Raw genomic sequence first — 26,688 nt, 5'->3', positions numbered from 1 at the left:
GCAGTTTATGGGGCTGGCGGCCGAGAGGCGGTCAGCAGCCAGCCGGCAGCGCGGCGGCGGGCCGCGAGGCGTCGCCACGCTCCAGCCGCACGCTGACCCAGGCTACGGCCAGGCCGCCCACGGTCAGCAGCGTGGCGACCCAGGGCAGCCGGGCAAGTCCCAGACCGTGGTCGATGACCGCGCCGCCCAGCCACGCACCCAGCGCGTTGCCTAGGTTGAAGGCCGCGATGTTCAGGCTGGATGCCATGCTCTGCCCCGCGCCCTCGGCCTTGCTCAGCACGCGCAACTGCAGCGGTGCTACGGTGGCGAACCCGGCCGCGCCGAGCAGGCCGATGAAGAGCACGGCTGCCGGCTGGCTTTCCATGACGAACCCCATCAGTGCCAGCACGCCGGCCAGCGCGGCCAGCGAGCCGAGCAGTGTGCGAACCGGTGCGCGGTCGCCGAAGCGTCCGCCAACGAGGTTGCCAAGGATCATGCCGACGCCGAACACGAGCAGGATGGCCGACACGCCGGAATCGCCGAAGCCGCTGACCCGGGTCAGCAGCGGTTGCACATAGGTGAAGACGACGAAGACGCCGGCAAAGCCGAGCACCGTGGCCGCCAGGCCCAGCAGCACCTGCGGGCGGCGCAGCACCTTGAACTCCTCGCGCATCGAGACTGCACTGCCGGCGCCGGCCTCGCGCGCTGATACGAACAATGCGATGACGGCCATGGCGACGAGGCCGATGGCGCTGACGGCCCAGAAGGTCGCACGCCAGCCGTGGTGCAGGCCCAGCCATGCACCCGCCGGTACGCCCAGCAGCGTTGCCACAGTCAGCCCTGTGAACATCGTCGAGATGGCCGAGGCCTTGCGGTCGGCCGGCACTACGCTGGTGGCGACGACGGCGCCTACACCGAAGAAGGTGCCATGCGCCAGCGACGTGACGACACGTGCGGCCATCAGCACCCAGTAGCTGGGTGCCAGTGCGCAGGCCAGGTTGCCCAGCGTGAAGATGGCCATCAGCGCCAGCAGCGCGGTCTTGCGGGGCACGCGGCTGGTGGCGGCCGTCAGCAGCGGCGCGCCGACGAACACTCCCAGCGCATAGCCCGAGATCAGCAGCCCGGCCGCAGCGATGCTGACCTGCAGATCGGCGGCTAGCTGCAGTAGCAGGCCCATGATGACGAATTCAGTGGTGCCGATGCCGAAGGCGCCGACGGTGAGCGCGTAGAGCGCCCAGGGGCGCCGGGCGGGTGTGGAGGGAGGCGCCGCAGTGGCAGCCAAAGGGGTGTGCATGGTGGGATTTCGTAGCGGAAGTGGAACGTCGGCCGCCAGCTTAGGAATTTGCATTCGATGTAAAAACCACCGAAATGCTCAATCACATTCAAACAATCATTGATAAACGAGGTGCAAGGCATGAGTCGTGTCGATGACTTGAACCTGTTCCTGCGTGTGTTTGACGCCGGCTCCATCAGCGCGGCGGCGCGCAGCCTGGACCTTTCGGTGGCCGTGGCCAGCCAGCGGCTGCGGGCGCTGGAGCAGTCGCTTGGCGTGCGCCTGTTCCACCGCACCACGCGCAGCCTCACGCCGACGGACGAGGGCTTGGCGCTGGCCGAGCAGGGCCGCCCGCTGGTGGACGACCTGCAGACGTTGATGTCGGGCCTGCGCCAGGCTGGCACCGGCGTCGGCGGCACACTGCGGCTCACGACGTCGGCCACCTTCGCGCGGCACTACGTGTCACCGGTGCTGCCGGAATTCATGCGGCGCCACCCGCAGCTGCGGCTCAGCGTGGACCTGTCTGACCAGATGCATGACCTCGTGACGGCTGGTTTCGACCTAGCCCTGCGCATCGGCGCGATGGAGGACTCCAGCCTGGTCGCGCGGCGCCTGGCCGCGAACCGCCGCGTGCTGTGCGCGTCACCCGACTATCTGCGTCGGCGCGGCAGCCCTGCGCGGCCGGAGGAACTGGCCGCCCATGACTGTCTCGTCCTCGTCGGCAGCCAGGGCCGGGCGGACGTGTGGCGGATGAAGGACAGGCGTGGCCGCGAGCTCGCCGTGAAGGTGGATGGGCCGTTGGAGAGCAGCCAGGGCGAAGTGCTGCGCGACGCGGCCGTGGCCGGCATGGGCATCGCCATCCACTCGACCTGGCACGTGGCCGGCGACCTGCGCGCTGGGCGGCTGGTCGTCGTATTGCCGGACTGCCGGTTGCCCGAGACCGGCATCCACGCGGTGATGCCGCAGCGCCGGCTGGTGCCGGCGCGCGTGACGGCATTCATCGACTTCATGGCCGAGAAGATCGGCGGCGTGCCGCCCTGGGAGCGCGATGCGGCGGCCAAGCCGCCCCGTTCGGGCTGATCAGCTGGGCTGCTTGGTGATGCGCAGATAGGGCTTGGGCGCCTTCCAGCCCTGCGGGAACAGCGTCTTGGCGTCCTCGTCCGACACTGAACCGGCGATGATGACGTCCTCGCCCTGCTTCCAGTTCACCGGCGTAGCCACCTTGTGCTTGGCCGTCAGCTGCAGGGAGTCCAGCACGCGCAGGATCTCGTCGAAGTTGCGGCCCGTCGTCATCGGGTAGGTCAGCATCAGCTTGATCTTCTTGTCCGGGCCGATGACGAAGACCGAGCGCACGGTCGCATTGGTCGCAGCGGTGCGGCCGTCGGAGGAGCCAGCTTCGTCGGCCGGCAGCATGTTGTAGAGCTTGGCGACATTGAGGTCGTGGTCGCCGATCATGGGGTACTTGGGCAGATGGCCCTGCGTCTCCTCGATGTCGGCGGCCCAGCGGTGGTGGTTGTCCACGGGATCCACGGACAGGCCAATCAGCTTGGCGTTGCGCCGGGTGAACTCGGGCTCGATCTTGGCCATGTAGCCCAGCTCGGTCGTGCACACCGGCGTGAAGTCCTTGGGGTGGGAGAACAGGATGGCCCACTTGTCGCCGATCCAGTCGTGGAACCTGATCTCGCCCTGAGTGGTCTGGGCGGTGAAGTCTGGGGCGATGTCGTTGATTCGAAGGGACATGATGGCGGCTCCGTGCATGGCGTTAGCGGACCCTCATGATAGGAACGAAGCACATGCCCTTGGTGCATGTGCTTGTTCGGAATGCGTCTATCGAAGGTCGCCGGGCGATGGCTCCCCGGGCCGCAGCTAGCATCTAGAGATGAAACTGCTCCTGTCCCTGCTGGCAGCTGCCTGCGCCACAAGCGCTGCGTTGGCTCAAGTCCCCGTCCTCAGCCTGGAACGCATCACCGCCGACCCACCCCTCGCCGGTCGCCTGCCCCGCCAGGCAGAAGTTTCGCCGGGCGGGCGATGGGTGAGCTTCCTGCGCCCGTCGCAGGCCGACAGTGAGGTGCTGGAACTCTGGGCCCAACCGGCGGCCGGCGGCGAGCCGCGCAAGCTCGTGGCGGCCGCAGACCTGCTGGGTGGCGTTGAGCAAAAGCTCAGCGAGGCCGAGAAGATGGCGCTGGAGCGTCAGCGCATCAGCCAGCGCGGCATCACCGGTTATCAATGGTGCGGCAGCGACGACAGCGCGCTGCTGTTCCCGCTGTCCGGCGACCTGTACGTGGTGCGCCTGGGTGCCGCGGGCCCGCAGGCGCAGAAACTGGCGCTGGACGCTGGCGCTCCCAAGCAGGACCCGCGCTGTGCGCCCGACGGAAAGACGCTGGCCTATGTGCAGGGCGGCAATCTCTTCGTGCTTGCGCTGACGGCGGGCGCCCGGCCACGCCAGCTGACGACGGACGGCAGCGAGACACTTGGCTGGGGTCTTGCCGAGTTCATCGCGGCCGAGGAGCTGTCGCGCCAGCGCGGCTACTGGTGGTCCAGGGACGGCAAGTCGTTGCTGGCCCTGCGTGTAGATGAGGCTGGCGTCGCGATCAAGACTCGCGCACAGATCTTCGCGGATCGCACCACGATGACCGCGCAGCGCTACCCGGCGGCCGGCGAGGCGAACGCCCTGGTCACGGCCTTCGTCATCGACGCCGCCAGTGGCCAGCGCCGTGAGCTGGCGCTGCCCCGCTCTGGCAAGGACGGAGCCGAGTACATCGCGCGCGCCGGCTGGTTTGCCGACGGCACGCCCTGGCTGCAATGGTTCACGCGTGACCAGAAGCGGCTGGTGCTGACCGAGTTCCAGGCGGGCTCGGCTCCGCACAACATCACCGCAGAGAGCGATGCGGCCTGGGTAGAGGTGCACGACGACCTCATCGAGACACCGCGTGGTCTGCTCTGGTCCAGCGAGGCTTCGGGCCGTCGCCAGCTCTTGCTGGTCGACCGTGCCAGCGGCGCGCGCACGCCGCTGACCCAGCAGCCGGAGGCCGTCGCGCATGCTGTCTGCGTAGGCGAGCGTGGCGTGGTCTTCGCGGCGGCGGGCGACCTGGGCAAGAGCCAGGAGCTGTTCGTCATGTCGCTGGGCGGCGGCAAGGCCCAGCCCGTTCCGGGCGCCGCACCGCGCCAGTGGCGCGACGCCAAGGCCGACAGCGCTTGTGGCCGGCTGCTCGTGACGCGCTCCGCCTGGGGACAGCCACCACAGCTGGAACTGCGCAGCCTGGGGCAGGGTACCGTCATCGCCCTGGCCGGCGACGCGCCTGATCCGCAGCTCAAGTCGTATACGAACACGCCACAGTCGCTGGAGCTGACGGCTGCTGATGGCCGCACGCCGCTGAACGCCTTCTTCTTTCCCGCGCAGGACGGTCGCGAAGGACTGCATCCTGTCATCGTGTTGGCCTACGGCGGGCCGGGTGCGTCTACCGTGAACTGGGGTTGGGGCCGAGACATGCCGCTGATCGCCTACTGGCAGCAGCACGGCTACGGCGTGATGACGCTGGACACACGCGGCATGGCGCACCGCGATCGGGAGTTCACGCGTGCCCACCAGGCCGCCTTCGGCAATGTGGAGGTGGCCGATCTGTTCGCCGCGGTGCGCCAACTGCCCGGCCGGGTGCCTGGCGTGGACCCGTCCCGCATCGGCTTCTTCGGCTGGAGCTATGGCGGCTTCCTCGCCGCGCGTGCGATGCTGGACGCCGACACGCCCTTCGCTGCCGCCGTGGCCGTTGCGCCGGTGACGGACTGGGCGCTCTACGACACCGCCTACACCGAGCGCTATCTCGGTCTGCCCGATGCCGCAGCTTCGGGCGCCCGGGCGGCGAGCTACGTCAGCGCGAACCTGCCGTCGCGCGCCGCGCTGCTGGCAGGGCCGTTGCTGTTGGTCCATGGCACCGCCGACGACAACGTGCTGTTCGAGCACACGCTGCGTCTCGTTGAGGCCTTGCAGACTGCGGGCAAGACCTTTGACCTGCAGATCTACCCCGGCAAGGCCCATGGCATCGCCGGCCGCGCATCGCGGCTGCACCTGTACCGCACGATGGACGCCTTCTTTGAGCGACACCTGAAAACCGGACATTGAAGCCCCCCCGGGATGCAGGGGCAGGGCGTCGCCCGAGGCGGGGGCGTGGAGGGCTGTCATCGGACTGCCGTGCTGGCTAGCATGCCCTGCAGCTCAAGGAGACCCAGATGCAACGCCTTGCCCAGGCCCTGACGCTCACAGCCACGGCCGCAGCCCTTGCCGCCGGCCCTGCGGCGTTCGCCGACACGCTGACGGTCAATGGCACTGCCGACGACTTCTTCAAGCTCTACATCGCTACCGAGCTGGGCAACCCCGGCTCGGCGGCCTTCGACAAGACTAGCGGCTGGTCGGCATTGGGCAGTGCCTCCATCACGCTGCAGCCCGGCCAGTCCGTCTACCTGCTGATCGATGCCGACAATGCTTTTGGCGGGCCGGCGATGCTACTGGCCGACTTCACCCTCAGCGGGGGCAGCCTGCGCTTCGCCAACGGCCAGACCAGCCTCACGACCGACACCGTGAACTGGAAGGTCTCCGAGGCCAGTTTCGCTGCCGCCACCCAGGCGCCAGTGTCCATGGGGTTAAACCAGCCGGGCTTGCAGATCTGGGGGCAGTTCGCTGGTGTTTCCGCGCAAGCCAGCGCGATCTGGGCCTACGAGGCGAATTGGGCTACCGGCCACACTGGGCACGCCTACTTCGTCACGCAGATCACGGCGGTGCCCGAACCAGCCACCACGCTGCTGTGGCTGGGCGGTGCGGCCCTGCTGGCGGGCCTGCGCCGGCGCACCCGCCAGCGCTCCTGAGGGGCCTGCTGAGGCGCCTCCAGGCGCGGGCCACTACAGTGCGGCCATGACACTGGTCTATTCGACGGATTTCGGCCGCGCCTGCCCGGGCTGCGGCCAACCGGTCGCGCAATGCGCCTGCAAGGCCAAGGCGCGCCTTGCAGGTGATGGCATCGTGCGTGTGAGCCGCGAGACGGCCGGCCGCAAGGGCAAGGGTGTCACCCTCGTCCGCGGCCTGCCGCTGGACGACGCGGCACTCGCCACCCTTGGCAAGCAGCTCAAGGCCGCCTGCGGCAGCGGCGGCACGGTGAAAGACGGCGTCGTGGAGATCCAGGGCGACCACGCCGACAAGCTCGTGGCCTGGCTGAAGGCCAGACCCGAGGGCTGGACGGTGAAGCGCGCGGGCGGTTGAGCCCTAGTAACCCTGCTTGGCACGCTGGCGCGCGAGGTAGTTGGCCTCGTACTGCTCCCGTTCACGCTGCTGGCGAGCCTCGCGAGTCTCCCATTGGCTGCACCGTACATGGGAGCCGCCGAACAGCCAGCCAAACACGCTGGAGTCGTCGTTCGCCCGCCCCTCCGCCGATGTGCAGACCAGTGCGGCGGTGGAGGTGCTCTGCTCCTGCAGCATGCCCTGCACCAGCATCGATCGGGAAAGGAGCACCGATGCCGGCATGCCGACAGCCAGCAGCACGCCGCCAATGACGACGCCCTTGGCCCAACGCGGCAGGCTTTCCTTGGCTGGGGCGGTGGCAGCCTGCGGTTGTGGCTGGCTGAGGGTCGTAGTGGCTGTGACAGCGTCCGCACCAGTCTTGCTGCCGGTACGTGTGCGCGTGTTCCCGCCGCCGCTGCGGGTGCCGCCCGCGCCGCTGAGCAGGCGGCGCTGTGAGGGTTGGGGCGGCGTGGGCGAATCGGCGGGCATGGTGCAGGACGGCAGGACGACAGGAGGGGCGAGCGGCATGCTATTGAGCGGAACCCCGTGAAGTGTGAGGAATTGCAATTCCTAACTCTCCAATGACTGGTTCTGCGCAAGAAGTCACAGCCTCGACAATCGCGTGATGACCGATTCCGCTTTTTCCAACCTGCCCCTCAGCGCCGCGATGCTGGCCAATCTCGACCAGCTCGGCTATGCCCGGATGACGCCCATCCAGGCCGCCAGCCTGCCGCTGGCGCTGGCCGGGCAGGACGTCATCGGCGAAGCGCAGACCGGCTCCGGCAAGACGGCCGCCTTCGCCATTGCGCTGCTGCACCGCCTGAAGGCCGATCTGCCGCGTGTGCAGGCCTTGGTACTGTGCCCCACCCGCGAGCTGGCCGACCAGGTCACGCAGGAGATTCGCCGCCTGGCCCGTGCCGCGGACAACATCAAGGTGCTGAGCCTGTGCGGTGGCAGCCCGATGCGGCCTCAGATGGAGAGCCTGTCCTTCGGCGCCCACATCGCGGTGGGCACGCCGGGCCGCCTCATCGATCATCTGGAGCGTGGCTCGCTGGACCTCGCAGCGCTCAACACTCTGGTCCTGGACGAAGCCGACCGCATGCTGGACATGGGTTTCCTGGACGACATCAAGGCCGTCGCAAAGCGAGCGCCCGCCAACCGGCAGACGCTGCTGTTCTCGGCCACGTTCCCCGAAGGCGTGAAGGACATCGCGCAGAAGTTCATGCGCGATCCGCGGACGGTGAGGGTCGCGGGCGCGACGAGTGCCGCTGCGTCGACCATTCGCCAGATCGCTTACGAGGTGACGGATGCCGAGCGCCTTGATGCCGTGCCGCGCCTGCTGCGCGCCTTCCGGCCCGAATCGACGATCGCCTTCTGCAATACCAAGCAGCAATGCCGTGACCTGGAGGCCGTGCTGGTGGCACAGGGCTTCATCGCGCTGTCGCTGCACGGTGACCTGGAGCAGCGTGACCGCGACCAGGTACTGATTCAGTTCGCCAACCGCAGCGCCTCCGTGCTGGCCGCCACCGATGTGGCCGCGCGCGGCCTGGACATTGCCAACCTGGCTTGTGTCATCAACGTCGACATCAGCGCCGACGTCGAGCAGCACGTCCATCGCATCGGCCGCACCGGCCGTGCCGGGGCAGATGGGCTGGCGTTGAGCCTGGCCAGCCTGGACGAGATGGGGCGCATCGGCCGCATCGAGCAACTGCAGGGCGAGCCATTCAAGTGGCAGCCGCTGGACGATTTGCGCGATGCGCCCGGCGGCCCGCTACTGCCTGCCATGGACACGCTGCAGATCCTGGGTGGTCGCAAGGAGAAGATCCGTCCCGGTGACATCCTCGGCGCGCTGACCGGCGAGGCCGGCTTTGCAGGCACGCAGATCGGCAAGATCAACGTGACCGACTTCCACAGCTACGTGGCGGTGGAGCGGGGCATCGCGCAGGAGGCCGTGCGCCGGCTGTCGCTGGGCAAGCTCAAGGGCCGCAAGGTCAAGGTCCGGCGGCTGGCCGATCTGGCGGATTGAAGCCCTTTTGGGGATAAACCCGCCGCCCTGCAGTCTTCGTGGCGCGGCTACATTCGCGGTCACTCGGGTCTCGTCCATGCTGCACAGACGTTGTTGGCTTCAGGGGATGATCGGGCTGCTGACTGCGGCGGCCGGGCCGGCCTGTGCGCAGGAGTTGACGATCACTCTGCGCGCCCCGGACAGCGAGACCGACCTGCGCAACGCCTACATCCGTGACGCAGTGCAACTGGCCCTCGACAAGACGCGCGTCAGCGACGGCCCCTACCGGCTGCAGCTGTCGGCGCCAATGAACAAGCGGCGCGCGCTGCTGGAAGCGGCCCAGCAGGCGGTGCCCAATTTCATGCTCGTGGCCGGCCCGGACGCCGGCCGCGCCGCGGGCCTGGTGCCGGTACTCTTCCCCATCCACCTCGGGGTGAACCGTTACCGGATCTGCTTCGTGCATGCCCCCCACCGCGATCTCGTCCGCAAGGCCGACACTTTGGGCGCCGTCGCACGGCTGCGCCATGTGCAGGGGAGGGGCTGGGCGGATGCCGACATCTTGCGCGCCAACGGCTTCACGGTGGCTGAGATCAACGGCTACGAGGGCCTGTTCCAGATGGTGGCACTGGGTCGTGCCGACCTGTTCTGCCGCAGCGTGCTGGAGGTGGGGCAAGAGTGGCAGGCCCATGCCGGCCTCAAGGGACTGGCGCTGGACGACAGCCTGTTGCTGGCTTATGACCTGCCGCAGTACATCTACACCCACCCGGGGAACCAGGCCGCCATCGAACGCATCGGGCGCGGCCTGCGCCTGGCCTTCGCTGACGGTTCGCTGCAGGCCTTGCTGCGACAGCATCTGCAGCCCTCGCTGGGGCTGCTCAACCTGGGCCAGCGTCGGCTGATGACGCTGAGTGTGCCCAGCCCGGCTGTCGTCGAGATGAATGACCGGCCCTTCCAGATCGACGTACTGCGGGCACTGCGCTGATCGGCGTGACTTCCTGGGCGGCGCGCCGGTCAACCACGGGGGGTGAAGGGGCGATTCGAGAACTTTTCCCGTGCAGGACCGGACATGGCGCCTAGTCTGAGGACATGACGAGGTGCCCCATGAACTCACGTCCCATGCCCCTGATCTGCGATGGCTATGAGCTCCGGTTCGAATCCCTGTACCAGGCCGGCCGTGCGCTCGCTTTCCCTTGTGACGCGCGTGGTGGTGTGCGGCTGGATGCGCTGAGCGAGAAGGCGCTGCAGAACTACCTGTTCGCCCGTGCCGTCGTTGGGCGTGACTACGCCAGCCCCACCATCCGCCGCGTCTAGCGCCAGCAAGCGTCATGGCGGCGGGCCACGATGGCCGGCCTCCTCAGTGCTCGTTGCTGCCCTATTTGGTGAAGCTGTCTTTCAGTCCGGTGATCTTGTTGAACACCGGCTTGCCGGAACGGTGGTCGATGCGGTCGGTCACGAAGTAGCCGTGGCGCTCAAACTGCCAGCGCGCGTCCGCCGGGGCGTCCGCCAGCGATGGTTCGACAAAGCCCTGTACGACGCGCAGCGAGTTCGGGTTCAGGAACTCGATGAAGTCGCGCCCGCCGGCATCCGGCTGGGGTTCGGCGAACAGACGCTCGTACAGCCGTACCTCGGCGGCAACGGCCTCATGCGCGCCCACCCAGCCGATCACGCCCTTGACCTTGACCGAGTCCGCACCAGGCGTGCCGCTCTTGGTGTCGGGGATGACCGTTGCCAGCACCGCCGTCACGTTGCCGGCAACATCCTTTTCGGCCCCGGTGCATTCGATGACGTAGCCAGCCTTCAGCCGCACCTTGTTGCCCGGGAAGAGCCGGAAGTAGCCCTTCACCGGCGTTTCCATGAAGTCCTCGGTCTCGATCCACAGCTCGGGGCCGAGCGAGAACCTGCGCAGGCCCAGCTCGGGCTTGTGCGGGTGGGCGGCAACTTCACAGGGCTCGCGGTGCTCCGCGCTGCCGAAGACCTCCGCGTAGTTGGTCAACTTGAGCTTGAGCGGCTGCAGCACGGCGAAGGCGCGGGGCGCCTGCGGCTCTAGGTCGGCGCGTAGCGCCTGATCCAGCACGGTGTCGTCGATCCACGCGTTTTGCTTGCTGGCGCCGGTGGCCTCCACCATCGCGCGGATGCTCTCGGGCGTGAAGCCGCGGCGGCGCAGGCCAACCAGCGTTGGCATGCGCGGGTCGTCCCAGCCGCCGACATGCTTCTCTTCGACGAGCTGGCGCAGCTTGCGCTTGCTCGTGACAACGTAGTTCAGGTTCAGCCGGCCGAACTCGATCTGCTGCGGCAGCGGCCGGGCCAGCAGGCTGAGGTCGGCGAGGTGTTCCAGCAGCCAGTCATAGAAGGGGCGCTGATCCTCGAACTCCAGCGTGCAGATGCTGTGCGTGATGCGCTCCAGCGCGTCCTCGATGGGGTGGGCGTAGGTGTACATCGGGTAGATGCACCATTTGCTGCCCGTGGCATGGTGTTCCGCATGCTTGATGCGGTACAGCGTCGGGTCGCGCAGATTGATGTTGGGCGACGCCATGTCGATCTTGGCGCGCAGCACCATGGTGCCATCGGCGTGCTTGCCATCGCGCATCTCGCGCAGCCGTGCCAGGTTCTCGGCCGGCGTGCGGTCGCGGAATGGGCTGTTGGTGCCCGGTTTGCCGAAGTCGCCGCGATTGGCGCGCATCTCGTCCGCGCTCTGCTCGTCCACGTACGCATGGCCGGCGTTGACTAGCGCCTCGGCGGCAGCGTACATGAAGTCGAAGTAGCTGCTGGCCTCGTAGAGGTTGTCACCCCAGCTCCAGCCCAGCCACTGCACCATCTCCTTGATGGCGTCGACGTATTCCAGCTCCTCCTTCTCGGGGTTGGTGTCGTCGAAGCGCAGGTGGCAGGCGCCACCGTAGTCGCGGGCCAGGCCAAAGTTCAGGCAGATGCTCTTGGCATGACCGATGTGCAGGTAGCCGTTGGGCTCGGGCGGGAAGCGGGTGCGGACGCGTGCCTCGTCCAGCGGGCCGGCGCCATGGTGGGCTGCGTCGCCAGGGGTGCCAGCGAAATGGCGGCCAGCGAACGCACCGGTCTCGAGGTCGTGCTCGATACGCTGGCGCAGGAAGTTGGTCGCCGGGGCGGCCGCGGGGGAGTTTTGGCTCATCGGGGGCTTCTGAGAAACGGCAACCGGGCCAAGGCAAGAGCCTGGCCCGGCAGGAAAGCGTCGATTTTACGGAGCCGGCGGACGCGGCCGCAGCGGCAGTCGTACATGGGCCAGGCCGATGCTGATCCACACCGCGACGCTGAAGTACAGCGTCATCCAGACCACCTCGCTGCGCCAGTGGGCCCAATCATGCGATACATGCCAGCGGTGAGCCGCGTCTGCCATACCGGCGGCGAGGCTGGGATAGGCTCGGCCGGCGGCCTCGTCCGCCAGCCAGCGTGCCCAGTACATGGGCACGTCCACCGCGAACATGTAGGCTGCATAAAGAGCACCGGCCGCGATGGCCAGACCCAGCCAGCGTTTCGCGCGCACCGTGGCGCGAGGCCACAGCGCGAGCAGCGCCATCACGCTGAGCAGTGCGACCGTGCCCCACAGCGCCTCCTCCACGACGTGGCCAATGTTGCGCGTCGTCAGTACGGCGTACCAAGAGTGGAGTTCGGCCAGCGCGATCAGCGGCAGCACGGCGTGCGACAGCCACAGGCTGGCGCGGTGCCCGGTCGCGAGTGCCGCGCCGCGCAGCAGCAGCGCCCATTGCGCAGCGAAGCTCAATTCCGCCAACGTCGCCACCGTGCGTCCTACGATCACGCTGGAGGCCCATGAATCGACCATGACGACGCGCGGCACGTCGAAGACCGGCAGCACGGAGCGGTAGCCGCAACCCAGAACATAGAGCGCCGAAAGCAGTAGCTGCAGGCGCTGGTGGGGCCAGGTCGTGCCGTCGGGCCGGTGGCGGTGCAGCCAGGCGGTGGAGGCCGTCCAGGCGATGAGGTTGAGGCCGGCGATGGCGCAGAGCAGATGCCACCAGTAGGTCGCGTCACTCATAGGGGTCTCCTCGGCACGCGCCCTAGCCTGATTTGCGCGGCCGCCCGGTCTTGACGGGGGCCAGCCGGTCCAGGGCCGCGGCCAGAGATGGGGCATCCATCTCGGCTAGCGCCCTCAGGCCGGCGCGCAGCAGTTCGCTCTTCTTGGCTTCGCGGCCCACCTCGTGCAGCCGCGACTTGAGCGCCTTGAGCAAGGCGTAGTCGTCCTCGGGCATGGTGAAGCCGTCGCGCACGAGCCTGGCGCGCTCGGGACAGGGGGTTGGTTTGCGGTCGCGGCTCATCGGCGTAAAAACCGTTTATACGGTTTTCGTGCTTGTGCCGCTACCTCGCTATAACGCCTTGAAGCGATGGGCGTGCACCCGGCTGACGGTCAGCGTCTCAGGCCGCTGGCGCAGCGCCAGCACCACGGTGCCATTCTCCTGGCGCTGAGCGCGGGCCACGGCGTCGATCTGAACCACCGTGGAGCGATGCACCTGCCAGAAGCGCTCGCCGTCGAGCTGCGGCAGCAGCTCGCGCAGCGGCGCGCGCACCCAGTAATCGCGCTGTGCCGTGACGGCGCGCACGTACTTGTCGGCAGCTTCCAGGTAGACGATGTCTTCCACCGCGACCAGCTCGATGGCGTCGCCCACGGTTGCCTGCAGGTGGCGCAACCGCGGCACGGGCGTGGCGGCCTGCGCCAGCAGTCGGCGCAGCGAGGCCAGCGTGGCGTCCTCGGCTACAGGCTGGGCCAGCCTTGCCTGTAGGCGCTGCACGCACTGGGCCAGGCGCTCTGGCGTGACGGGCTTGAGCAGGTAGTCGGCTGCGGCGGCGTCGAACGCCTGCAGTGCGTACTGGTCGTAGGCCGTCACGAAGATGAACAGGGGTAGGACGCCAGCGTCGCCGGGCCAGTCCTCCGTGATGGCCTGCGCGGCCTCCAGCCCTGTCATTCCGGGCATGCGGATGTCCAGGAAGCACAACCGTGGCCGGTGCTGCAGGGCCAACTCGACGGCGGCGATGCCGCCGCCGGCCTGGGCCACGATCTCCAGCGAGGGCCAGGTGACAGCCAGTTCGGCGCGCAGGTTGGCGGCCAGCAGGGGTTCGTCTTCAGCGATGAGGGCGGTGGGGGTCATGTGAGCGCCTCTTGGGCGTGCCGTGGGCTCGACGATTGCGAGCGTGTCATGCCGATGTCGGAATCTCGATGCGCGCGACGCTGCCGCCGCCGGGGCGAGGCGCCAGTGTGACGCCAGCGCCGTCGCCGTAGTGCCGGGCCAGGCGTTCGCGCACCTGTGCAAGGCCGAAGCCGGTGCCCACGATGGTCAGCTCGCTGGCCGCGCCCAACCCCGCGCCGCTGTCAAGGACCTCCAGTACCAGACGGTGGGCCTCGCGCCGCGCCGTCACGCGCAGCTCGCCGCCATCCACATGCGGCTCCAGCCCGTGCTTGACAGCGTTTTCCACGAGCGGCTGCAGCAGTAGCGGCGGGATGGCGATGCCTGCCAAGTCTCCGGGTAGCTCCAGCGCCACGCGCAGCCTCTCGCCCATGCGCAACTGCATCAGCGCCAGGTAGTCCGACAGGCGTTCGAACTCCTCGGCGAGTGCGTGCTCGGTGGCTCGGCTGGCCTGCAGTGTGGCGCGCAGGTAGTCGATGAGGCGATCGAGCATCCGCTGCGCTTCGTCTGGACTGAGCTTGATGAGCACGCGCAGGTGGGCCAGCGTGTTGAACAGCATGTGCGGCTCCAGCTGGCTTTGCAGCAGCGTGAGCCGCGCCTCGGCCGCCTGGCGCTGCGCCTCGGCCTGGGCCAGCCGTGCGGTGTTGAGCTTGTACGCGGCGTAGAAGAACATCGAGGCCACCAGCGACACCAGCAGCGTGAAGCCGATGGACAGGGACACGCGGCGGTCCGACAGCTGCCATGGCGGGACGGAGCGGTTGCCGCTGATGAGGTCCGCCAGCCACTGTCCACCCACGTAGCCGGCCACCGACCCGATCAGGATGCAAGGCATCATCCAGCCCCAGCCAATCCAGGGGCTGGGCGGCGCAGCGGCCTCGCCACGCCACAGGCGCAGCAGCCGGTCCAGGCCGTTGTGCAGCAGCGAGATGTAGACCGAGATCTGCGTGCCGATGGCAAACGAGTACAGCATGCCCATGCCCAGCTCGCCGCCGCGGATCACGAAATTCAGCAGGCCCACGACGGTACAGATCGCGACCGTGCCGAAGATCTGCGTGCGCCATTCGCCGGTCGAGTCGGTGCGGGTGCTCATGGGAGCAGCATGATGCCCCGGCCTGCGTGGCGCCAGGCGGCTGCGACGGATGGGGCGGGAGTGGCGTCAGTGGAGGAGGGTGGTCGTCAGTGGCCGGTGGCAGCGATCCTGAACACGCCAACCAACTCGTTCATGCGCTGGGCCTGGCTGCGCAGGCTGTCCGCAGCGGCTGCGGCCTGCTCAACCAGCGCCGCGTTCTGCTGCGTGACCTTGTCCAGCTGTGACACCGCCTCGCTGACCTGGCCGATGCCGGTGGTCTGCTCCTGCGTGGCGGAGCCGATCTCGCCGATCAGATCGGCCACGCGCCTGACCTGGGAGACGATCTCTGTCATCGTCGTGCCGGCGTCGCCGACGAGGCGCGAGCCTGCATCGACGTTGTCCACGCTCTGGCCGATCAGCGCCTTGATCTCCCGCGCGGCCTGCGCGCTGCGCTGGGCCAGGGCACGCACCTCGCCTGCCACCACGGCGAAGCCCCGACCTTGCTCGCCAGCGCGCGCAGCCTCGACAGCCGCGTTCAGTGCAAGGATGTTGGTCTGGAAGGCAATGCCGTCAATGGTGCCGATGATGTCGGCGATCTTGCGCGAGCTGGCCGAGATGTCGCCCATGGTCGCGATGACTTTCTGCACGACCTCGCCGCCGCGGACAGCGACGCCGCTGGCCGACTCGGCGAGCTGGGAGGCGGTCTGCGCCGTGTCCGCGTTCTGCCGCACCGTGGCGTTCATCTCCTCCATGGAAGCGGCCGTCTGCTCAAGGTTGGCGGCCTGCTCCTCGGTGCGCTGTGACAGGTCTGCGTTGCCGCTGGCAATCTCGCCAGCGCCGGTAAGTATGGAATCCGCGCCGTGGCGTACCTGGCGCACGATGTTGACCAAACCCTCGTTCATCTGGCTCATGGCGCCCAGCAGCGTCGCGATCTCGTCGCGCCCATCGGCGGTGATGGCCGTGGTCAGGTCGCCCCCGGCCACTGCCTGGGCAAACCCGACAGCCCGTCGCACCGGTTCGGTGATGGAGCGGGTGATGAGCCAGGCCAGGCCGCTGCCTAGCAGCAGGGCAATGGCGGTGAGCAGCACGGTCGCCGCGACCGCCGTGCCGCGGGTCTCCTGGCCGCGCTGGTACTCGGCGGCGGCCTCGTCGATCTGCAGCTTGACGAGCTGGTCCGATAGCTCGCGCGCTCGGGTGGCCAGCGGCAGCGTCTTTTCCTCGTAGATCTGCAGGGCGGTGCTCATGCCGCCGGTTGACAGCGCCGCGCTGACGGGCAGCAGTCCCTCGTCAATGTAGGCCTTGCGCGTGGCGGTGAAGCGCTGGGCCAGGGCCTTCTCCTCGTCGGTCAGGTGGGTGGACAGGTACTGGTCCAGCACCGCCTGGCCGCGCTTGAGATTGGCGGCGAGCTCATCGCTGCGGCGCTTGATCTCGTCGAAGCCCGGCGCGCGCAGCATCTCGACGATGATGAGGCGGTTGCGCGTGGAGAGGTTGTTCAGCTCGCCCAACTGGGCCAGCGGCACGGTGCGGTCACGGTAGACCGTCTCCAGCCCGGCAGCGACGCGGAAGATGCCGCGCACACTGACCGTAGCCACGATCAGCATGAGCGCCAGCACCACCGCGAAAGCGATGCCGAGCCGGCTGCCGATGCGCAATTGCTTCAGAGCATTCATGCCATCCCCTTCTGGTTGCCTTGTCGGGCACCGCGAGTCTGCATGAACGGTCTGGCCGCGTCGACGGGATCAGCGCCGGCGGCTGCTGTTTCCTCCGAGGATGCTGCCAAGTACGCCACGGATGATCTCGCGCCCCACGGCCGAGCCCATGCTGCGCACGGCTGACTGGGCCGCTTTCTCGGCCAGCCCGGGGTGGCGGCCGCCGCGCGGGCCGGTGGTGCCGAAGAGGACGTCCTTGAGGCCGTCCAGCATGCCTCCGCCGGAGGGCTCCGCCGGCGGGGGGGAGGCCGGGCCACCCTTGAACACCGACCCGGCCTCGGCCGCCATGCCGCCGCTTGCAGGCGCCGCGGCAGGCTTGCCGGTAAGCTTCTCGTAGGCGGATTCCCGGTCGAGCTGCTTCTCGTAGACGCCCGCCACCAGCGAGTTCGCGATCAGCGCCTGGCGCTGGGCCGGCGTGATGGGGCCGATCTGGCTGCCCGGCGGCAGCACGAAGACCCGCTCCGTGATGCTGGGCCGGCCTTTCTCGTCGAGCAGGCTCACGAGGGCTTCGCCTACGGCCAGCTCGGTGATGGCGGCGGCGATGTCCAGGCCAGGCTTGGCTCGCATGGTGTCGGCGGCGCTCTTGACGGCCTTCTGGTCGCGCGGCGTGAAGGCGCGCAGCGCATGCTGCACCCGGTTGCCGAGCTGGCCCAGCACGGCGTCGGGAATGTCCAACGGGTTCTGCGTCACGAAATAGACGCCCACGCCCTTGGAGCGAACCAGGCGCACTACCAGCTCGATGCGCTCGATCAGCGCGTCGGGGGCATCCTTGAACAACAGGTGGGCCTCGTCGAAGAAGAACACCAGCTTCGGCTTGTCCAGGTCGCCTACCTCGGGCAACTGCTCGAACAACTCGGACAGCATCCACAGCAGGAAGGTCGCGTACAGCCGTGGCGAATTCATCAGCTTGTCGGCGGCCAGCACGTTGATGACGCCCAGCCCACCCTCGGACTGCATGAAGTCGGCGATGTTGAGCATGGGTTCGCCGAAGAACTTGTCACCGCCCTGGGCCTCGATCTGCAGCAGGCCGCGCTGGATCGCGCCGACGCTGGCGGCCGAGACGTTGCCGTACTGCGTCGTGAACTGGCTGGCGTTGTCACCCACGTACTGCAGCATGGCGCGCAGGTCCTTCAGGTCCAGCAGCAGCAGGCCGTTGTCGTCGGCGATCTTGAACACCATCTGGAGCACGCCGGCCTGGGTCTCGTTCAGCGCCAGCATGCGGGCCAGCAGCAGCGGCCCCATGTCGGATACGGTGGCACGTACCGGGTGACCCTGCTCGCCGAAGACATCCCACAACGTGGTCGGGCATGCCAGCTTCTCGGGGGCTTCGATGCCTCGGTCCTTGAGCGTGGCCAGCAGCTTTTCGCTGGGATTGCCGGCCTGGCTGATGCCGGTCAAGTCGCCCTTCACGTCGGCCATGAAAACGGGCACGCCGAGCCTGGAAAAGCTCTCCGCCAGCTTCTGCAGGCTGATGGTCTTGCCGGTGCCGGTGGCGCCGGTGATGAGGCCGTGGCGGTTGGCCAGCGCGGGCAGCAGCAGGCACTCGGTCTCGCCGTGGCGGGCCAGCAGGATGGGGTCGGTAGTCATGATGCCGGAGGCGCTCCTCTAAAATCGCACTTCTGCCAACGATAAATCAGGCCGCTGACCTTCAGCCGCCGGGAGCCAAACCTTATGGCCGGACATTCCAAATGGGCCAACATCCAACACCGCAAAGGCCGCCAGGACGAGAAACGCGGCAAGATCTGGACGCGCATCATCCGTGAGATCACGGTCGCTGCGCGCCAGGGCGGCCCCGACATCAAGGACAACCCGCGCTTGCGGCTGGCCGTCGACAAGGCCAAGGCCGCCAACATGCCGGCCGACCGCATCAAGTACAACATCGACAAGGCCAGCGGCAACATCGATGGGCTGACCTATGAGGAAATCCGCTACGAGGGCTATGGCATCGGCGGTGCGGCTGTCATGCTGGACACGATGACGGACAACCGCGTCCGCACCGTGGCCGAGGTGCGGCATGCCTTCAGCAAGTACGGTGGCAACCTGGGCACCGAAGGCTCCGTAGCCTTCCAGTTCAAGCACTGCGGCCAGCTGATCTTTGCGCCCGGTACGTCGGAAGACAAGGTCATGGAAGTGGCGCTGGATGCTGGCGCCGAGGACGTCGTCACGGACGACGATGGCGCCATCGAGGTGCTGACTGCGCCTGCTGACTACGAAACCGTCAAGGCCGCACTCGAGGCTGCTGGACTGGTGCCTGAGTTGTCCGAGGTGACTATGCGGGCCGAGAACCCGATCGAGGTCACTGGCGAGGACGCCGAGCGCATGCAAAAGTTGCTGGACGTGCTCGAAGACCTCGACGACGTCCAGGCGGTCTATCACAACGCGGAACTCGGCTGATGAAGGTCCTTGTCATTGGCAATGGCGGCCGCGAACACGCGCTGGCCTGGAAGCTGGCCCAGGGCGAGCGCGTCAGCCAGGTTTTCGTGGCGCCCGGCAACGGCGGCACGGCGCGCGACGAGCGGCTGGAAAACGTGCCTCTCACGGACGTGAAGGCACTGGCCGACTTCGCCATCGAGCAGAAGATCACGCTGACCGTCGTCGGCCCCGAAGCGGCACTGGCCGCTGGCGTCGTCGACGAGTTCCGTGCCCGCGGCCTGCGCATCTTCGGCCCCACGAAGGCTGCGGCCCAGCTTGAAAGCTCCAAGGCCTTCGCCAAGGACTTCATGAAGCGCCATGGCATCCCAACGGCAGCGTACGAGACCTTCTCCGACCCGGCCGCCGCCCACGCCTACGTGGACGGTCGCGGTGCACCCATCGTCATCAAGGCCGACGGCCTGGCGGCGGGCAAGGGCGTTGTCGTCGCGATGACGCTGGACGAGGCCCATGAGGCCATCTCCTGGATCCTGGAGGACAACAAGCTCGGCGTGACGCACAACGAGGGCGGCGCGCGCGTCGTCATCGAGGACTTCCTCGCCGGTGAGGAGGCCAGCTTCATCGTCGTCTGCGACGGCAAGCATGTGGTGTCACTGGCCACCAGTCAGGACCACAAGCGCCTGCTCGACAACGACCAGGGCCCCAATACCGGCGGCATGGGTGCCTACTCCCCAGCGCCGGTCGTGACGCCCAACGTGCATGCCAAGGTCATGCACGAGATCATCCAGCCGACCATCGCTGGCATGGCCAAGGACGGCCATCCGTTCACCGGCTTCCTCTATGCCGGGCTGATGATCGACGACCAGGGCCAGCCGCGTACCGTCGAGTTCAACACCCGCATGGGTGACCCCGAGACCCAGCCCATCATGATGAGGCTCAAGAGCGATCTCTTTGAGCTGCTGATGCACGCCACGGACGGCACGTTGGATCAGGTCGAGCTGCAATGGGACCGTCGCGTGGCGCTCGGTGTCGTGCTCGCCGCCGAGGGCTATCCGCTGCATCCGCGCAAGGGCGACGCCATCACCGGCCTGCCCGCCGACGAGGACGAGACCATGGTTTTCCACGCCGGCACGGCGATGGCCGACGGCCGCCTAGTGACAAGCGGCGGCCGTGTGCTCTGCGTGACGGCCCTGGGCGAATCCGTGCGCACGGCGGCGCAGCGTGCCTACGATGTGGCCTCGGCCATCCAGTTCGCCGGCCGCCAGTACCGTTCTGACATCGGCCACCGGGCCATCAAGCGTTGATCCAGACTCCCGCCGTCCTCGCCGGGCCGCTGCATCCACACGGCCGGCAGAGCCGCCTGGCCCGTGGACTGCTGCGCATGTTCGGCTGGACGGTGGATGCACCGGGGTTGCCGGCGGAGCAGGGCGTCATACTCGTCTATCCGCACACGTCCAACTGGGACTTCGTCGTCGGCGTGCTTGCCAAGTGGACACTGGGCCTGCAACTGCGCTTCTGGGGAAAGGACAGCCTCTTCAAGGTGCCGCTGCTGGGCCGCTGGGTGCGGTGGATCGGCGGCGTGGCGGTGGATCGCAGCAGCCACCACGGCATCGTCAACGACACGGTGCGGCAGATGCAGGCTGCCGCCGCGCGTGGTGAACGCTTCTGGCTGGCGGTCGCGCCGGAGGGCACCCGCTCGCTGACCAGCGGCTGGCGCACGGGTGCCTATCAGGTGGCCGTGCAGGCCGGTGTGCCAGTGGGGCTGTGCTATTTCGATTTCCGTCAGCGTGTGGTCTCGCTGACCCGCTTCGTCAAGCTGACCGGTGACGTCCAGGCGGATTTCGCCGCCTTTGCTGCCTACCTCGGCCCGCGTGCCGGCAAGCGTCCCGAGCTTGCCAGCCCGATCCAGCCCATGCGCCCGCGTTCATGAACACCCTAGCCGTCCGCGACTATCTGCTCGACCTGCAACAGCGCATCGTCGCCGCCCTCGAGGCGGCCGACGGCAATGCCTTCCTCAGCGATGGCTGGAGCCGCGAGCCCGGTGGCCGGCTTGAAGGCGATGGCCTGTCCCGTCTCATCGAGGGCGGCTCGGTCTTCGAGCGCGGTGGTGTGAACTTCTCGCACGTGAAGGGCCGTGTACTGCCACCCTCGGCCACTCAGCATCGCCCGGAACTGGCCGGTGCTCCCTTTGAGGCCATGGGCGTGTCGCTGGTACTGCATCCGCACAACCCTTTCGTGCCGACGGTGCACATGAACGTGCGCATGTTCGCGGCCCTGCCGGCAGGGGCGCCCGCGGTGACCTGGTTCGGTGGCGGCATGGATCTGACGCCCTACTACGGCTACGAACGCGACGCCCATCACTTTCACCGCGTCTGCCGCGACGCACTGGTGCCTCACGGCGCAGGGCTACATCCTAAGTTCAAGGCATGGTGCGACGACTACTTCTTCCTGAAGCACCGCAACGAGCCGCGGGGCGTCGGTGGCATCTTCTTCGACGACTTCGCCGAGGGGGGCTTCGATGCCGGCTTCGCGTTGATCCAGTCGGTCGGCGATGCATTCCTCACGGCCTATCTGCCGATCGTCGAGCGCCGCCAGGGCTATGCCTATGGCGAGCGGGAGCGCGACTTTCAGGCTTACCGCCGCGGGCGCTACGTTGAGTTCAACCTCGTCTGGGACCGCGGCACCCTGTTCGGCCTGCAGTCCGGCGGGCGCACGGAGTCCATCCTGATGTCCATGCCGCCGCAGGTGAAGTGGCGCTACGACTGGGCGCCGGAGCCGGGCACACCCGAGGCGCGGCTGTACACGGACTTCCTGCGCCCGCGCGACTGGGCCGACGAGACGCCGACGGGGCTGTGGTTGTGAAGCTCGCTCTGTTCGGCGGAAGCTTCGACCCGCCTCACCTGGGCCATCTGGCTTTTGCCCGATTCGTGCTGGACGCGCTGGCGCCGGACCGTCTCGTCTGGCTGCCCGCCGGTCGTCAATGGCAGAAGCCTGACCAGGTCATGGCCCCTGCCGTGCACCGCGCAGGCATGGTCCAGCGCCTCATCGCCGACGAACCGCGCTTCGTGCTCGACGAGCGCGAGCTGCACCGGCGCGGCCCCAGCTTCACGGCGGACACGCTGCGCGAGTTCGCTGCCCAGACCCCTGGCTCCGAGTTGATGTTCCTGATCGGCCAGGACCAGTACGCACGGCTGCCGACCTGGTACCAGGTCGAGACCGTCGTGGCGCTGGCGACGCTGGTCGTCGTGCCCCGCGCCGGCGAGGCCGTTGTCGCGCCGCCGGGCTTGCCGGAGCACCGCCTGCAGGTGCTGCCCCTGCCCGACATGCCCCTTTCGTCCACAGCCGTGCGCGACGCCGTCGCCCGTGGCGAGGACATCAGCCCCATGGTGGGCGCCGAGGTCGCGAGCTATATTGCCTCGCACCGCCTCTACGAGAAGAAGCACTGAATGGATATCCGCAAGCTGCAACGCGCCATCGTCGATGGCCTCGAAGACGTGAAGGCTCAGAACATCGTCGTGTTCAACACCGAGCATCTGTCGCCGTTGTTCGAGCGCGTCATCATCGCGTCCGGCACGAGTAACCGGCAGACCAAGGCCCTGGCCTCCAGTGTGCGCGAGACCGTCAAGGGTCGTGGTATGCAGGTCATGCGTACCGAGGGCGAGGACAACGGCGAATGGATCATCGTGGACTGCGGCGCTGCCGTCGTTCACGTGATGCAGCCCGCCATCCGCGACTACTACCACCTCGAAGAGATCTGGGGTGACAAGCCCGTCAAGCTCAAGCTCGGCAGCGCCGAGGTCAAGCTCGTGAAAGCCTCCGAGGAGCCGGCCCCTACCAAGAAGGCCACGCCTGCCAAGAAGGCTGCGGCACCTGCCAAGAAGGCGCCGGCAGCGAAGAAGCCCGTGCCCGCGAAGAAGGGCGTGAGCCGAGTCGTCGGTAGCAAGACGCCGGCGGCCAAGACCATCAAGGTCGGTGCGGCCAAGCCGGCGGCGAAGAAGGCCGCGCCGGCCAAGACCATCGCTAAGGCCCCCGCCAAAACCGCCACCAAAGCCGCCGCCAAGAGGCCCGCGCCCCTGAAGACGGCGGCCAAGAAGGCACCGGCCAAGAAGACCGCCGCCAAGAAGGCCTGATGCGCCTGCTGCTTGTCGCCGTGGGCCAGCGCCAGCCGGCCTGGGCCGATGCGGCCTACGAGGATTTCGCCAAGCGCTTCCCGCCGGAGCTGAAGCTTGAGCTCAAGGCCGTCAAGGCCGAGACGCGCGGCAGCAAGACCGCCGAGCAGCTGATGGCCGCCGAGGCAGCGCGCATCGAAGCTGCGTTGCCCAAAGGCGTGCGCCGCATCATCCTGGACGAGCGCGGCGAGCGCCGCACTTCCGTCCAGCTTGCCGAGCGGCTCAGGCTGTGGATGGGGGAGGGGCGTGACGCGGCGCTCATCATCGGCGGGCCGGACGGGCTGCACCCCGCGCTGAAGGCCACGGCCGACGAGACGCTGCGCCTGTCCGACCTGACTCTTCCCCACGCCTTCGCACGCGTGCTGCTGGCGGAAGGCCTCTACCGGGCGTGGACCGTCACGACAGGGCATCCATATCACCGTGAGTAGGTTCGTCTACCTGGCTTCCCAAAGTCCGCGCCGCCGCCAGTTGCTGGAGCAGATCGGCGTGCGGCACGAGCTGCTGCTGCCAGGCGCCGACGAGGACGCGGAGGCGCTGGAGGCGGTCCTTGCCGGCGAACAGCCTGAGGCCTACTGCGCCCGCGTCACGGCCGCCAAGCTCGATGCCGCATTGGCGCGGCTGGCGAGGCGTGTGCTGCCACCGGCGCCCATCCTCTGTGCGGACACCACGGTGGCCGTGGACGAGCTCATCCTCGGCAAGCCCGTGGACGACGCTGACGCGCGTCGCATGTTGAGACTGTTATCCGGTCGCACGCATCGCGTCATCACGGCCGTGGCGGTGTCCGACGCCACACATCGTGCCGTCGCACTGAATGTGTCGCAGGTGGTGTTTGCGCCGCTGACCTGCGTGCAGGTGGAGCGCTACGTCGCCAGCCGCGAACCGTTCGGCAAGGCCGGTGGATACGCCATCCAGAGCGACGCTGCTGCGTGGATCTCGACGATCTCCGGCAGCTACAGCGGCATCATGGGTCTGCCGCTGTTTGAGACGGCGCAGCTGCTAAACCAGTTCGGCTTCAAGCTCTAGCGCCTGAGCCAGTGCGTCGGTGCGACGCTGGCCGCCAGCGCCGCGTCGGCCTGCTGGCGAGTGACCGCATTGCCGGTGATGCGGGCCAGTGCATCCAGCGCCAGCGCGGTGCGGAAGGAGGCGGGCTGCGCGCCCTGCAGCTGCCGGGCGATCTTCAGCGACCCTTCGGCATCGGCCTTGGCCGCGTCGGCGTTGCCGGCCGCCAGTTGCGCGCGTGAGCGCCACTGCAGCAGATGGGCGCGGGTGGCGTCGCGCAGAGACTTGTTGTCCAGCGCTTGGTCGAAGGCCTTGAGCGCCGCGGTGGCGTCACCGCGCGCCAGCGCGAACTGCGCGTTGACACTGCTGCAGTTGCCGGTCGCTATGCGGTCACCCGGGCTGTCGGTCAGCTTCAGCGCGCGACCCGTAGCCAGGCGCGCCTGCGCGTCAGCGTGGTGGCCCAGTCGCAGCAGCGCCAGCGCGCCCAGGCATTGCGCGCTGGCCGCGAAGCCCGGGCTCTTCCAGGTCTGCGCAGCGGCAAGCGTCTGGTTGTAGAAGTCCAGCGCCTCTGGGTACAGGCCGAACTCCAACCGGTCGGTTGCTGCATTCAGGAGATTGATGGGCGACACACCCTGCGCGCCGGCGTTCAGCCTGGCCAGCGCCAGCGTGTCGTCGTGGCGCTCGCGTGCGGCGGGCAGTTGGCCGGCCAGGAAGTTGGCCAGCGCCCAGTTGTTCAGCGTTGCGACATAGGACATGCCCTGGTCGCGGCCCAGCTTCTTCATGGAGGCAGCGGCCCGCGCGAAGAGGGCATCCGCCTCGGCCACGCGCGGCGTGTACATCAGGATACTGGCCTTCAGCACCAGCAGTGGCGCCTCAAACTGCAGCGTTGGCCGCCGCATGGACTGCCAGTAGGCCGTGGCGTCGTCGGCCGCCCGCAGCGCGCCGTCCAGGTCGCCATCGTTGAGCAGCACGGTGGCTTCGTAGGATGCGCAATTGGCGCGCGACAACGGCTCGGCCGACGGGTCGTCGGCCACGCGCCTGAGCAGCACCAGTGCCTCGTCGTGCCGGCCCAGGCGCTGGTACATCATGCCCAGCGCGCAGTCGATGGCCTGCAGCTGCTGGCGGTCCTTCGTCAGCTTGGCTGCTTCTTCGTAGAGCTTGGCGGCCTGTTCGGACTCACCGATGCCGCCGTGATGCTGGCCCACAGCCTGTAGCACGCGGGACAGGGTCTCTGGGTCATCGGCAAACTCGCTGCGGGCCATTCGCTCGGCGCGGGCCACGACGGCCGCAGGCGGCTCGTTGCTGCTTGCGGCGAGCGCATCGCCCAGCAAATCGCCGAGAAAGAACGAGAAGTGTTCGGTCGTTGCCAGCGACGCCTCGGCCTTGGCGCGCTGGGCCTGCGCCTCGCGTGCCTGCCACAGAGCGGCGGTTGTCACGGCCATGAGGCTGCTGACGGCCAGCGTGCCCAAGCCTATGCCGACGCGGTGGCGGCGCGTGAACTTCCAGGCGCGTTGCCAGCGGCTGGTCGGCGCGGCCAGCACCGGGTGGCCATTGAGCTGGCGCGCCAGGTCGGCGGAGAAGGCCTCGGCGCTGGCATAGCGCGCGGCGGGCTCCAGCCGCAGCGCCTTGTCGAGCACTGCGCCGAGGTCGCCGCGCAACTCCTTGACCAGTGCGCGGCGAGTGCAGTTGCGCACCTGCGCGTCGGCGTCGGCTGGCGCATCGGCGGCGCGCATCAACTGGCCCTCAGCGATCGCTGTCTCTAGCTGGGCAGGCGTGTTCAGCCGTGGCGCATAAGGGCGGTGGCCGGTCAGCAACTCGAATAGCACGACGCCCAGTGCGTACAGGTCGGCCGCCGTCGTCAACGCCTCGCCGCGCACCTGTTCGGGCGATGCGTATGCAGTGGTCATCACGCGGCCGGCGGCGCGGGTCAGCTCGGTGGCGTCGGCGGGGGCGCTGCCGCCGTCCAGTAGTTTGGCGATGCCGAAATCCAGCAGTTTGATCTGGCCCTCGGGCGAAACGAGCAGGTGGGCGGGCTTGAGGTCGCGGTGCAGCACCAGCCGGGCGTGCGCGTAGGCGACGGCGTCCAGCACCTGCTGGAAGAGGGCAAGCCGCTCCGGCAGGCCTAGCCGGTGCGCATCGCACCAGACGATCAGCGGCTCGCCCTCGATCCATTCCATCGCGAGATAGGGCGTGCCGTCGACGGCCGTGCCAGCGTCGTACAGGCGGGCGATGTGCGGGTGGTCCAGCGTAGCGAGAATCTGCCCCTCGCGGGCGAAGCGCTCGGCAGCGGCGCTGCCGGGGCGGTGCCAAAGAGGCAGCTTCAGCGCGACGCGACGAGCCGGACCTTCCAGCGCCTCGGCTTGCCAGACCTCGCCCATGCCGCCCGTGCCGCAGCGGGCCCGTAGCCGATACCTGCCGACGGTGTCGCCGGCCCTGAGTTCGCTGCCCGCCTCGCGGGCGCTGCCGGCCAGACGCGGCCCACGCTCCAGCCAGCCGCCCGTCTCGCGCTCGGCGCTGCTTTCCAGCAGCGCGCGCACCTGCGTCGACAGTCCTGGCTGCTCGGCGTCCAGTCGGGCGAGGAAAGTGGCGCGGTCTTCCAGCGGCAAGTCGCTGGCTTCATCAAAAAGGCGCGAGACCTCGGGCCAGTCTTCGGCGCGGATGGGGAACTGGGCGCTCATGGC

26 protein-coding genes are annotated in these 26,688 nt (G+C 68.2%); 15 read left to right on the top strand and 11 right to left on the bottom strand.

Features of this window, described 5'->3' with window-relative positions; genetic code table 11:
• Positions 1-31 precede the first annotated feature (31 nt).
• Entirely contained in the window at positions 32-1,273 is a 1,242-nt protein-coding gene (locus tag QM732_RS16820; RefSeq protein WP_415657251.1) for an MFS transporter, read from the bottom strand.
• 120 nt (positions 1,274-1,393) lie between these two features.
• On the opposite strand from QM732_RS16820, the gene QM732_RS16815 reads away from it, so the two are divergent.
• Positions 1,394-2,332 (top strand): LysR family transcriptional regulator, encoded by a 939-nt coding sequence (locus tag QM732_RS16815; protein ID WP_415657250.1) that lies wholly within the window; start codon positions 1,394-1,396, stop codon positions 2,330-2,332.
• Here QM732_RS16815 and QM732_RS16810 read toward each other — a convergent pair whose 3' ends face one another.
• Complete coding sequence (locus QM732_RS16810) at positions 2,333-2,992, bottom strand: peroxiredoxin (protein WP_415657249.1); 660 nt, start codon at positions 2,990-2,992, stop codon at positions 2,333-2,335.
• 139 nt (positions 2,993-3,131) lie between these two features.
• On the opposite strand from QM732_RS16810, the gene QM732_RS16805 reads away from it, so the two are divergent.
• The 3 genes from QM732_RS16805 (at position 3,132) to QM732_RS16795 (ending at position 6,500) form a co-directional block, all read left to right on the top strand.
• Positions 3,132-5,369 carry an alpha/beta fold hydrolase gene (locus tag QM732_RS16805; protein ID WP_415657248.1) on the top strand — a complete coding sequence of 746 codons (2,238 nt, stop codon included), beginning with the start codon at positions 3,132-3,134 and terminating at the stop codon, positions 5,367-5,369.
• A gap of 107 nt (positions 5,370-5,476) precedes the next feature.
• Positions 5,477-6,109: a PEP-CTERM sorting domain-containing protein gene (locus QM732_RS16800; protein WP_415657247.1), complete on the top strand. Its 633-nt coding sequence runs from the start codon at positions 5,477-5,479 to the stop codon at positions 6,107-6,109.
• A 46-nt stretch (positions 6,110-6,155) separates the two neighbouring features.
• A complete protein-coding gene (locus QM732_RS16795; RefSeq protein ID WP_415657246.1) occupies positions 6,156-6,500 on the top strand; it encodes a translation initiation factor Sui1 in 345 nt (114 codons plus the stop codon).
• Positions 6,501-6,503: 3 nt separating this feature from the next.
• On the opposite strand, the gene QM732_RS16790 is transcribed toward QM732_RS16795, so the two are convergent.
• Positions 6,504-7,046, bottom strand: coding sequence for a hypothetical protein (locus tag QM732_RS16790; RefSeq protein ID WP_415657245.1), 543 nt, complete (start codon positions 7,044-7,046; stop codon positions 6,504-6,506).
• A 97-nt stretch (positions 7,047-7,143) separates the two neighbouring features.
• Here QM732_RS16790 and dbpA point away from each other — a divergent pair, with 97 nt between their 5' ends.
• The 3 genes from dbpA to QM732_RS16775 all read left to right on the top strand — a co-directional run bounded on the left by dbpA (position 7,144) and on the right by QM732_RS16775 (position 9,834).
• Positions 7,144-8,544, top strand: coding sequence for an ATP-dependent RNA helicase DbpA (gene dbpA / locus QM732_RS16785; RefSeq protein ID WP_415657244.1), 1,401 nt, complete (start codon positions 7,144-7,146; stop codon positions 8,542-8,544).
• 106 nt (positions 8,545-8,650) lie between these two features.
• Complete coding sequence (locus tag QM732_RS16780) at positions 8,651-9,505, top strand: hypothetical protein (protein WP_415657243.1); 855 nt, start codon at positions 8,651-8,653, stop codon at positions 9,503-9,505.
• A 119-nt stretch (positions 9,506-9,624) separates the two neighbouring features.
• The gene (locus QM732_RS16775; protein WP_415657242.1) at positions 9,625-9,834 is read left to right on the top strand and encodes a hypothetical protein; all 210 of its coding nucleotides are present in this window, start codon (positions 9,625-9,627) and stop codon (positions 9,832-9,834) included.
• A gap of 61 nt (positions 9,835-9,895) precedes the next feature.
• Here QM732_RS16775 and QM732_RS16770 read toward each other — a convergent pair whose 3' ends face one another.
• The 7 genes from QM732_RS16770 to QM732_RS16740 all read right to left on the bottom strand — a co-directional run bounded on the left by QM732_RS16770 (position 9,896) and on the right by QM732_RS16740 (position 18,056).
• Positions 9,896-11,665: a glutamine--tRNA ligase/YqeY domain fusion protein gene (locus QM732_RS16770; RefSeq protein ID WP_415657241.1), complete on the bottom strand. Its 1,770-nt coding sequence runs from the start codon at positions 11,663-11,665 to the stop codon at positions 9,896-9,898.
• 66 nt (positions 11,666-11,731) lie between these two features.
• Positions 11,732-12,547: a hypothetical protein gene (locus QM732_RS16765; protein ID WP_415657240.1), complete on the bottom strand. Its 816-nt coding sequence runs from the start codon at positions 12,545-12,547 to the stop codon at positions 11,732-11,734.
• A gap of 22 nt (positions 12,548-12,569) precedes the next feature.
• Positions 12,570-12,827 carry a hypothetical protein gene (locus tag QM732_RS16760; protein WP_415657239.1) on the bottom strand — a complete coding sequence of 86 codons (258 nt, stop codon included), beginning with the start codon at positions 12,825-12,827 and terminating at the stop codon, positions 12,570-12,572.
• Between the two features lie 48 nt (positions 12,828-12,875).
• On the bottom strand, positions 12,876-13,655 hold the full coding sequence (locus QM732_RS16755) for a LytR/AlgR family response regulator transcription factor (protein ID WP_415657238.1): 780 nt from the start codon (positions 13,653-13,655) through the stop codon (positions 12,876-12,878).
• Positions 13,656-13,701: 46 nt separating this feature from the next.
• Positions 13,702-14,781 carry a sensor histidine kinase gene (locus QM732_RS16750; protein ID WP_415657237.1) on the bottom strand — a complete coding sequence of 360 codons (1,080 nt, stop codon included), beginning with the start codon at positions 14,779-14,781 and terminating at the stop codon, positions 13,702-13,704.
• 86 nt (positions 14,782-14,867) lie between these two features.
• Complete coding sequence (locus tag QM732_RS16745) at positions 14,868-16,430, bottom strand: methyl-accepting chemotaxis protein (protein ID WP_415657236.1); 1,563 nt, start codon at positions 16,428-16,430, stop codon at positions 14,868-14,870.
• A gap of 69 nt (positions 16,431-16,499) precedes the next feature.
• Complete coding sequence (locus QM732_RS16740; protein ID WP_415657235.1) at positions 16,500-18,056, bottom strand: helicase HerA-like domain-containing protein; 1,557 nt, start codon at positions 18,054-18,056, stop codon at positions 16,500-16,502.
• A gap of 84 nt (positions 18,057-18,140) precedes the next feature.
• Between QM732_RS16740 and QM732_RS16735 the strand changes: the two genes are divergently transcribed.
• Genes QM732_RS16735 through QM732_RS16700 form a run of 8 tightly spaced genes read left to right on the top strand, consistent with a single transcriptional unit; the run spans position 18,141 to position 24,031 of the window.
• The gene (locus QM732_RS16735) at positions 18,141-18,863 is read left to right on the top strand and encodes a YebC/PmpR family DNA-binding transcriptional regulator (protein ID WP_415657234.1); all 723 of its coding nucleotides are present in this window, start codon (positions 18,141-18,143) and stop codon (positions 18,861-18,863) included.
• A complete protein-coding gene (gene purD / locus QM732_RS16730; protein WP_415657233.1) occupies positions 18,863-20,143 on the top strand; it encodes a phosphoribosylamine--glycine ligase in 1,281 nt (426 codons plus the stop codon). The genes QM732_RS16735 and purD overlap by 1 nt, the downstream gene beginning before the upstream one ends.
• Positions 20,140-20,769 carry a 1-acyl-sn-glycerol-3-phosphate acyltransferase gene (locus tag QM732_RS16725; RefSeq protein ID WP_415657232.1) on the top strand — a complete coding sequence of 210 codons (630 nt, stop codon included), beginning with the start codon at positions 20,140-20,142 and terminating at the stop codon, positions 20,767-20,769. The genes purD and QM732_RS16725 overlap by 4 nt, the downstream gene beginning before the upstream one ends.
• A complete protein-coding gene (gene hemF, locus QM732_RS16720; RefSeq protein ID WP_415657231.1) occupies positions 20,766-21,701 on the top strand; it encodes an oxygen-dependent coproporphyrinogen oxidase in 936 nt (311 codons plus the stop codon). The genes QM732_RS16725 and hemF overlap by 4 nt, the downstream gene beginning before the upstream one ends.
• Entirely contained in the window at positions 21,698-22,285 is a 588-nt protein-coding gene (nadD, locus tag QM732_RS16715) for a nicotinate-nucleotide adenylyltransferase (protein ID WP_415657230.1), read from the top strand. The genes hemF and nadD overlap by 4 nt, the downstream gene beginning before the upstream one ends.
• Positions 22,286-22,969: a ribosome silencing factor gene (gene rsfS, locus QM732_RS16710; RefSeq protein WP_415657229.1), complete on the top strand. Its 684-nt coding sequence runs from the start codon at positions 22,286-22,288 to the stop codon at positions 22,967-22,969. It begins immediately after the preceding gene.
• Entirely contained in the window at positions 22,969-23,436 is a 468-nt protein-coding gene (rlmH, locus tag QM732_RS16705; protein WP_415657228.1) for a 23S rRNA (pseudouridine(1915)-N(3))-methyltransferase RlmH, read from the top strand. Before rsfS ends, rlmH begins: the two co-directional genes overlap by 1 nt.
• A complete protein-coding gene (locus tag QM732_RS16700) occupies positions 23,429-24,031 on the top strand; it encodes a Maf family protein (RefSeq protein WP_415657227.1) in 603 nt (200 codons plus the stop codon). The genes rlmH and QM732_RS16700 overlap by 8 nt, the downstream gene beginning before the upstream one ends.
• Here QM732_RS16700 and QM732_RS16695 read toward each other — a convergent pair.
• A complete protein-coding gene (locus tag QM732_RS16695; protein WP_415657226.1) occupies positions 24,028-26,685 on the bottom strand; it encodes a protein kinase domain-containing protein in 2,658 nt (885 codons plus the stop codon). The genes QM732_RS16700 and QM732_RS16695 overlap by 4 nt on opposite strands.
• Positions 26,686-26,688: the final 3 nt, after the last annotated feature.

Origin of the sequence: Roseateles sp. (genome assembly GCF_047654805.1) — a bacterium.
Taxonomy (GTDB): Bacteria; Pseudomonadota; Gammaproteobacteria; order Burkholderiales; family Burkholderiaceae_C; genus Pelomonas.
This window is presented reverse-complemented; position numbering and strand designations above follow the sequence as displayed.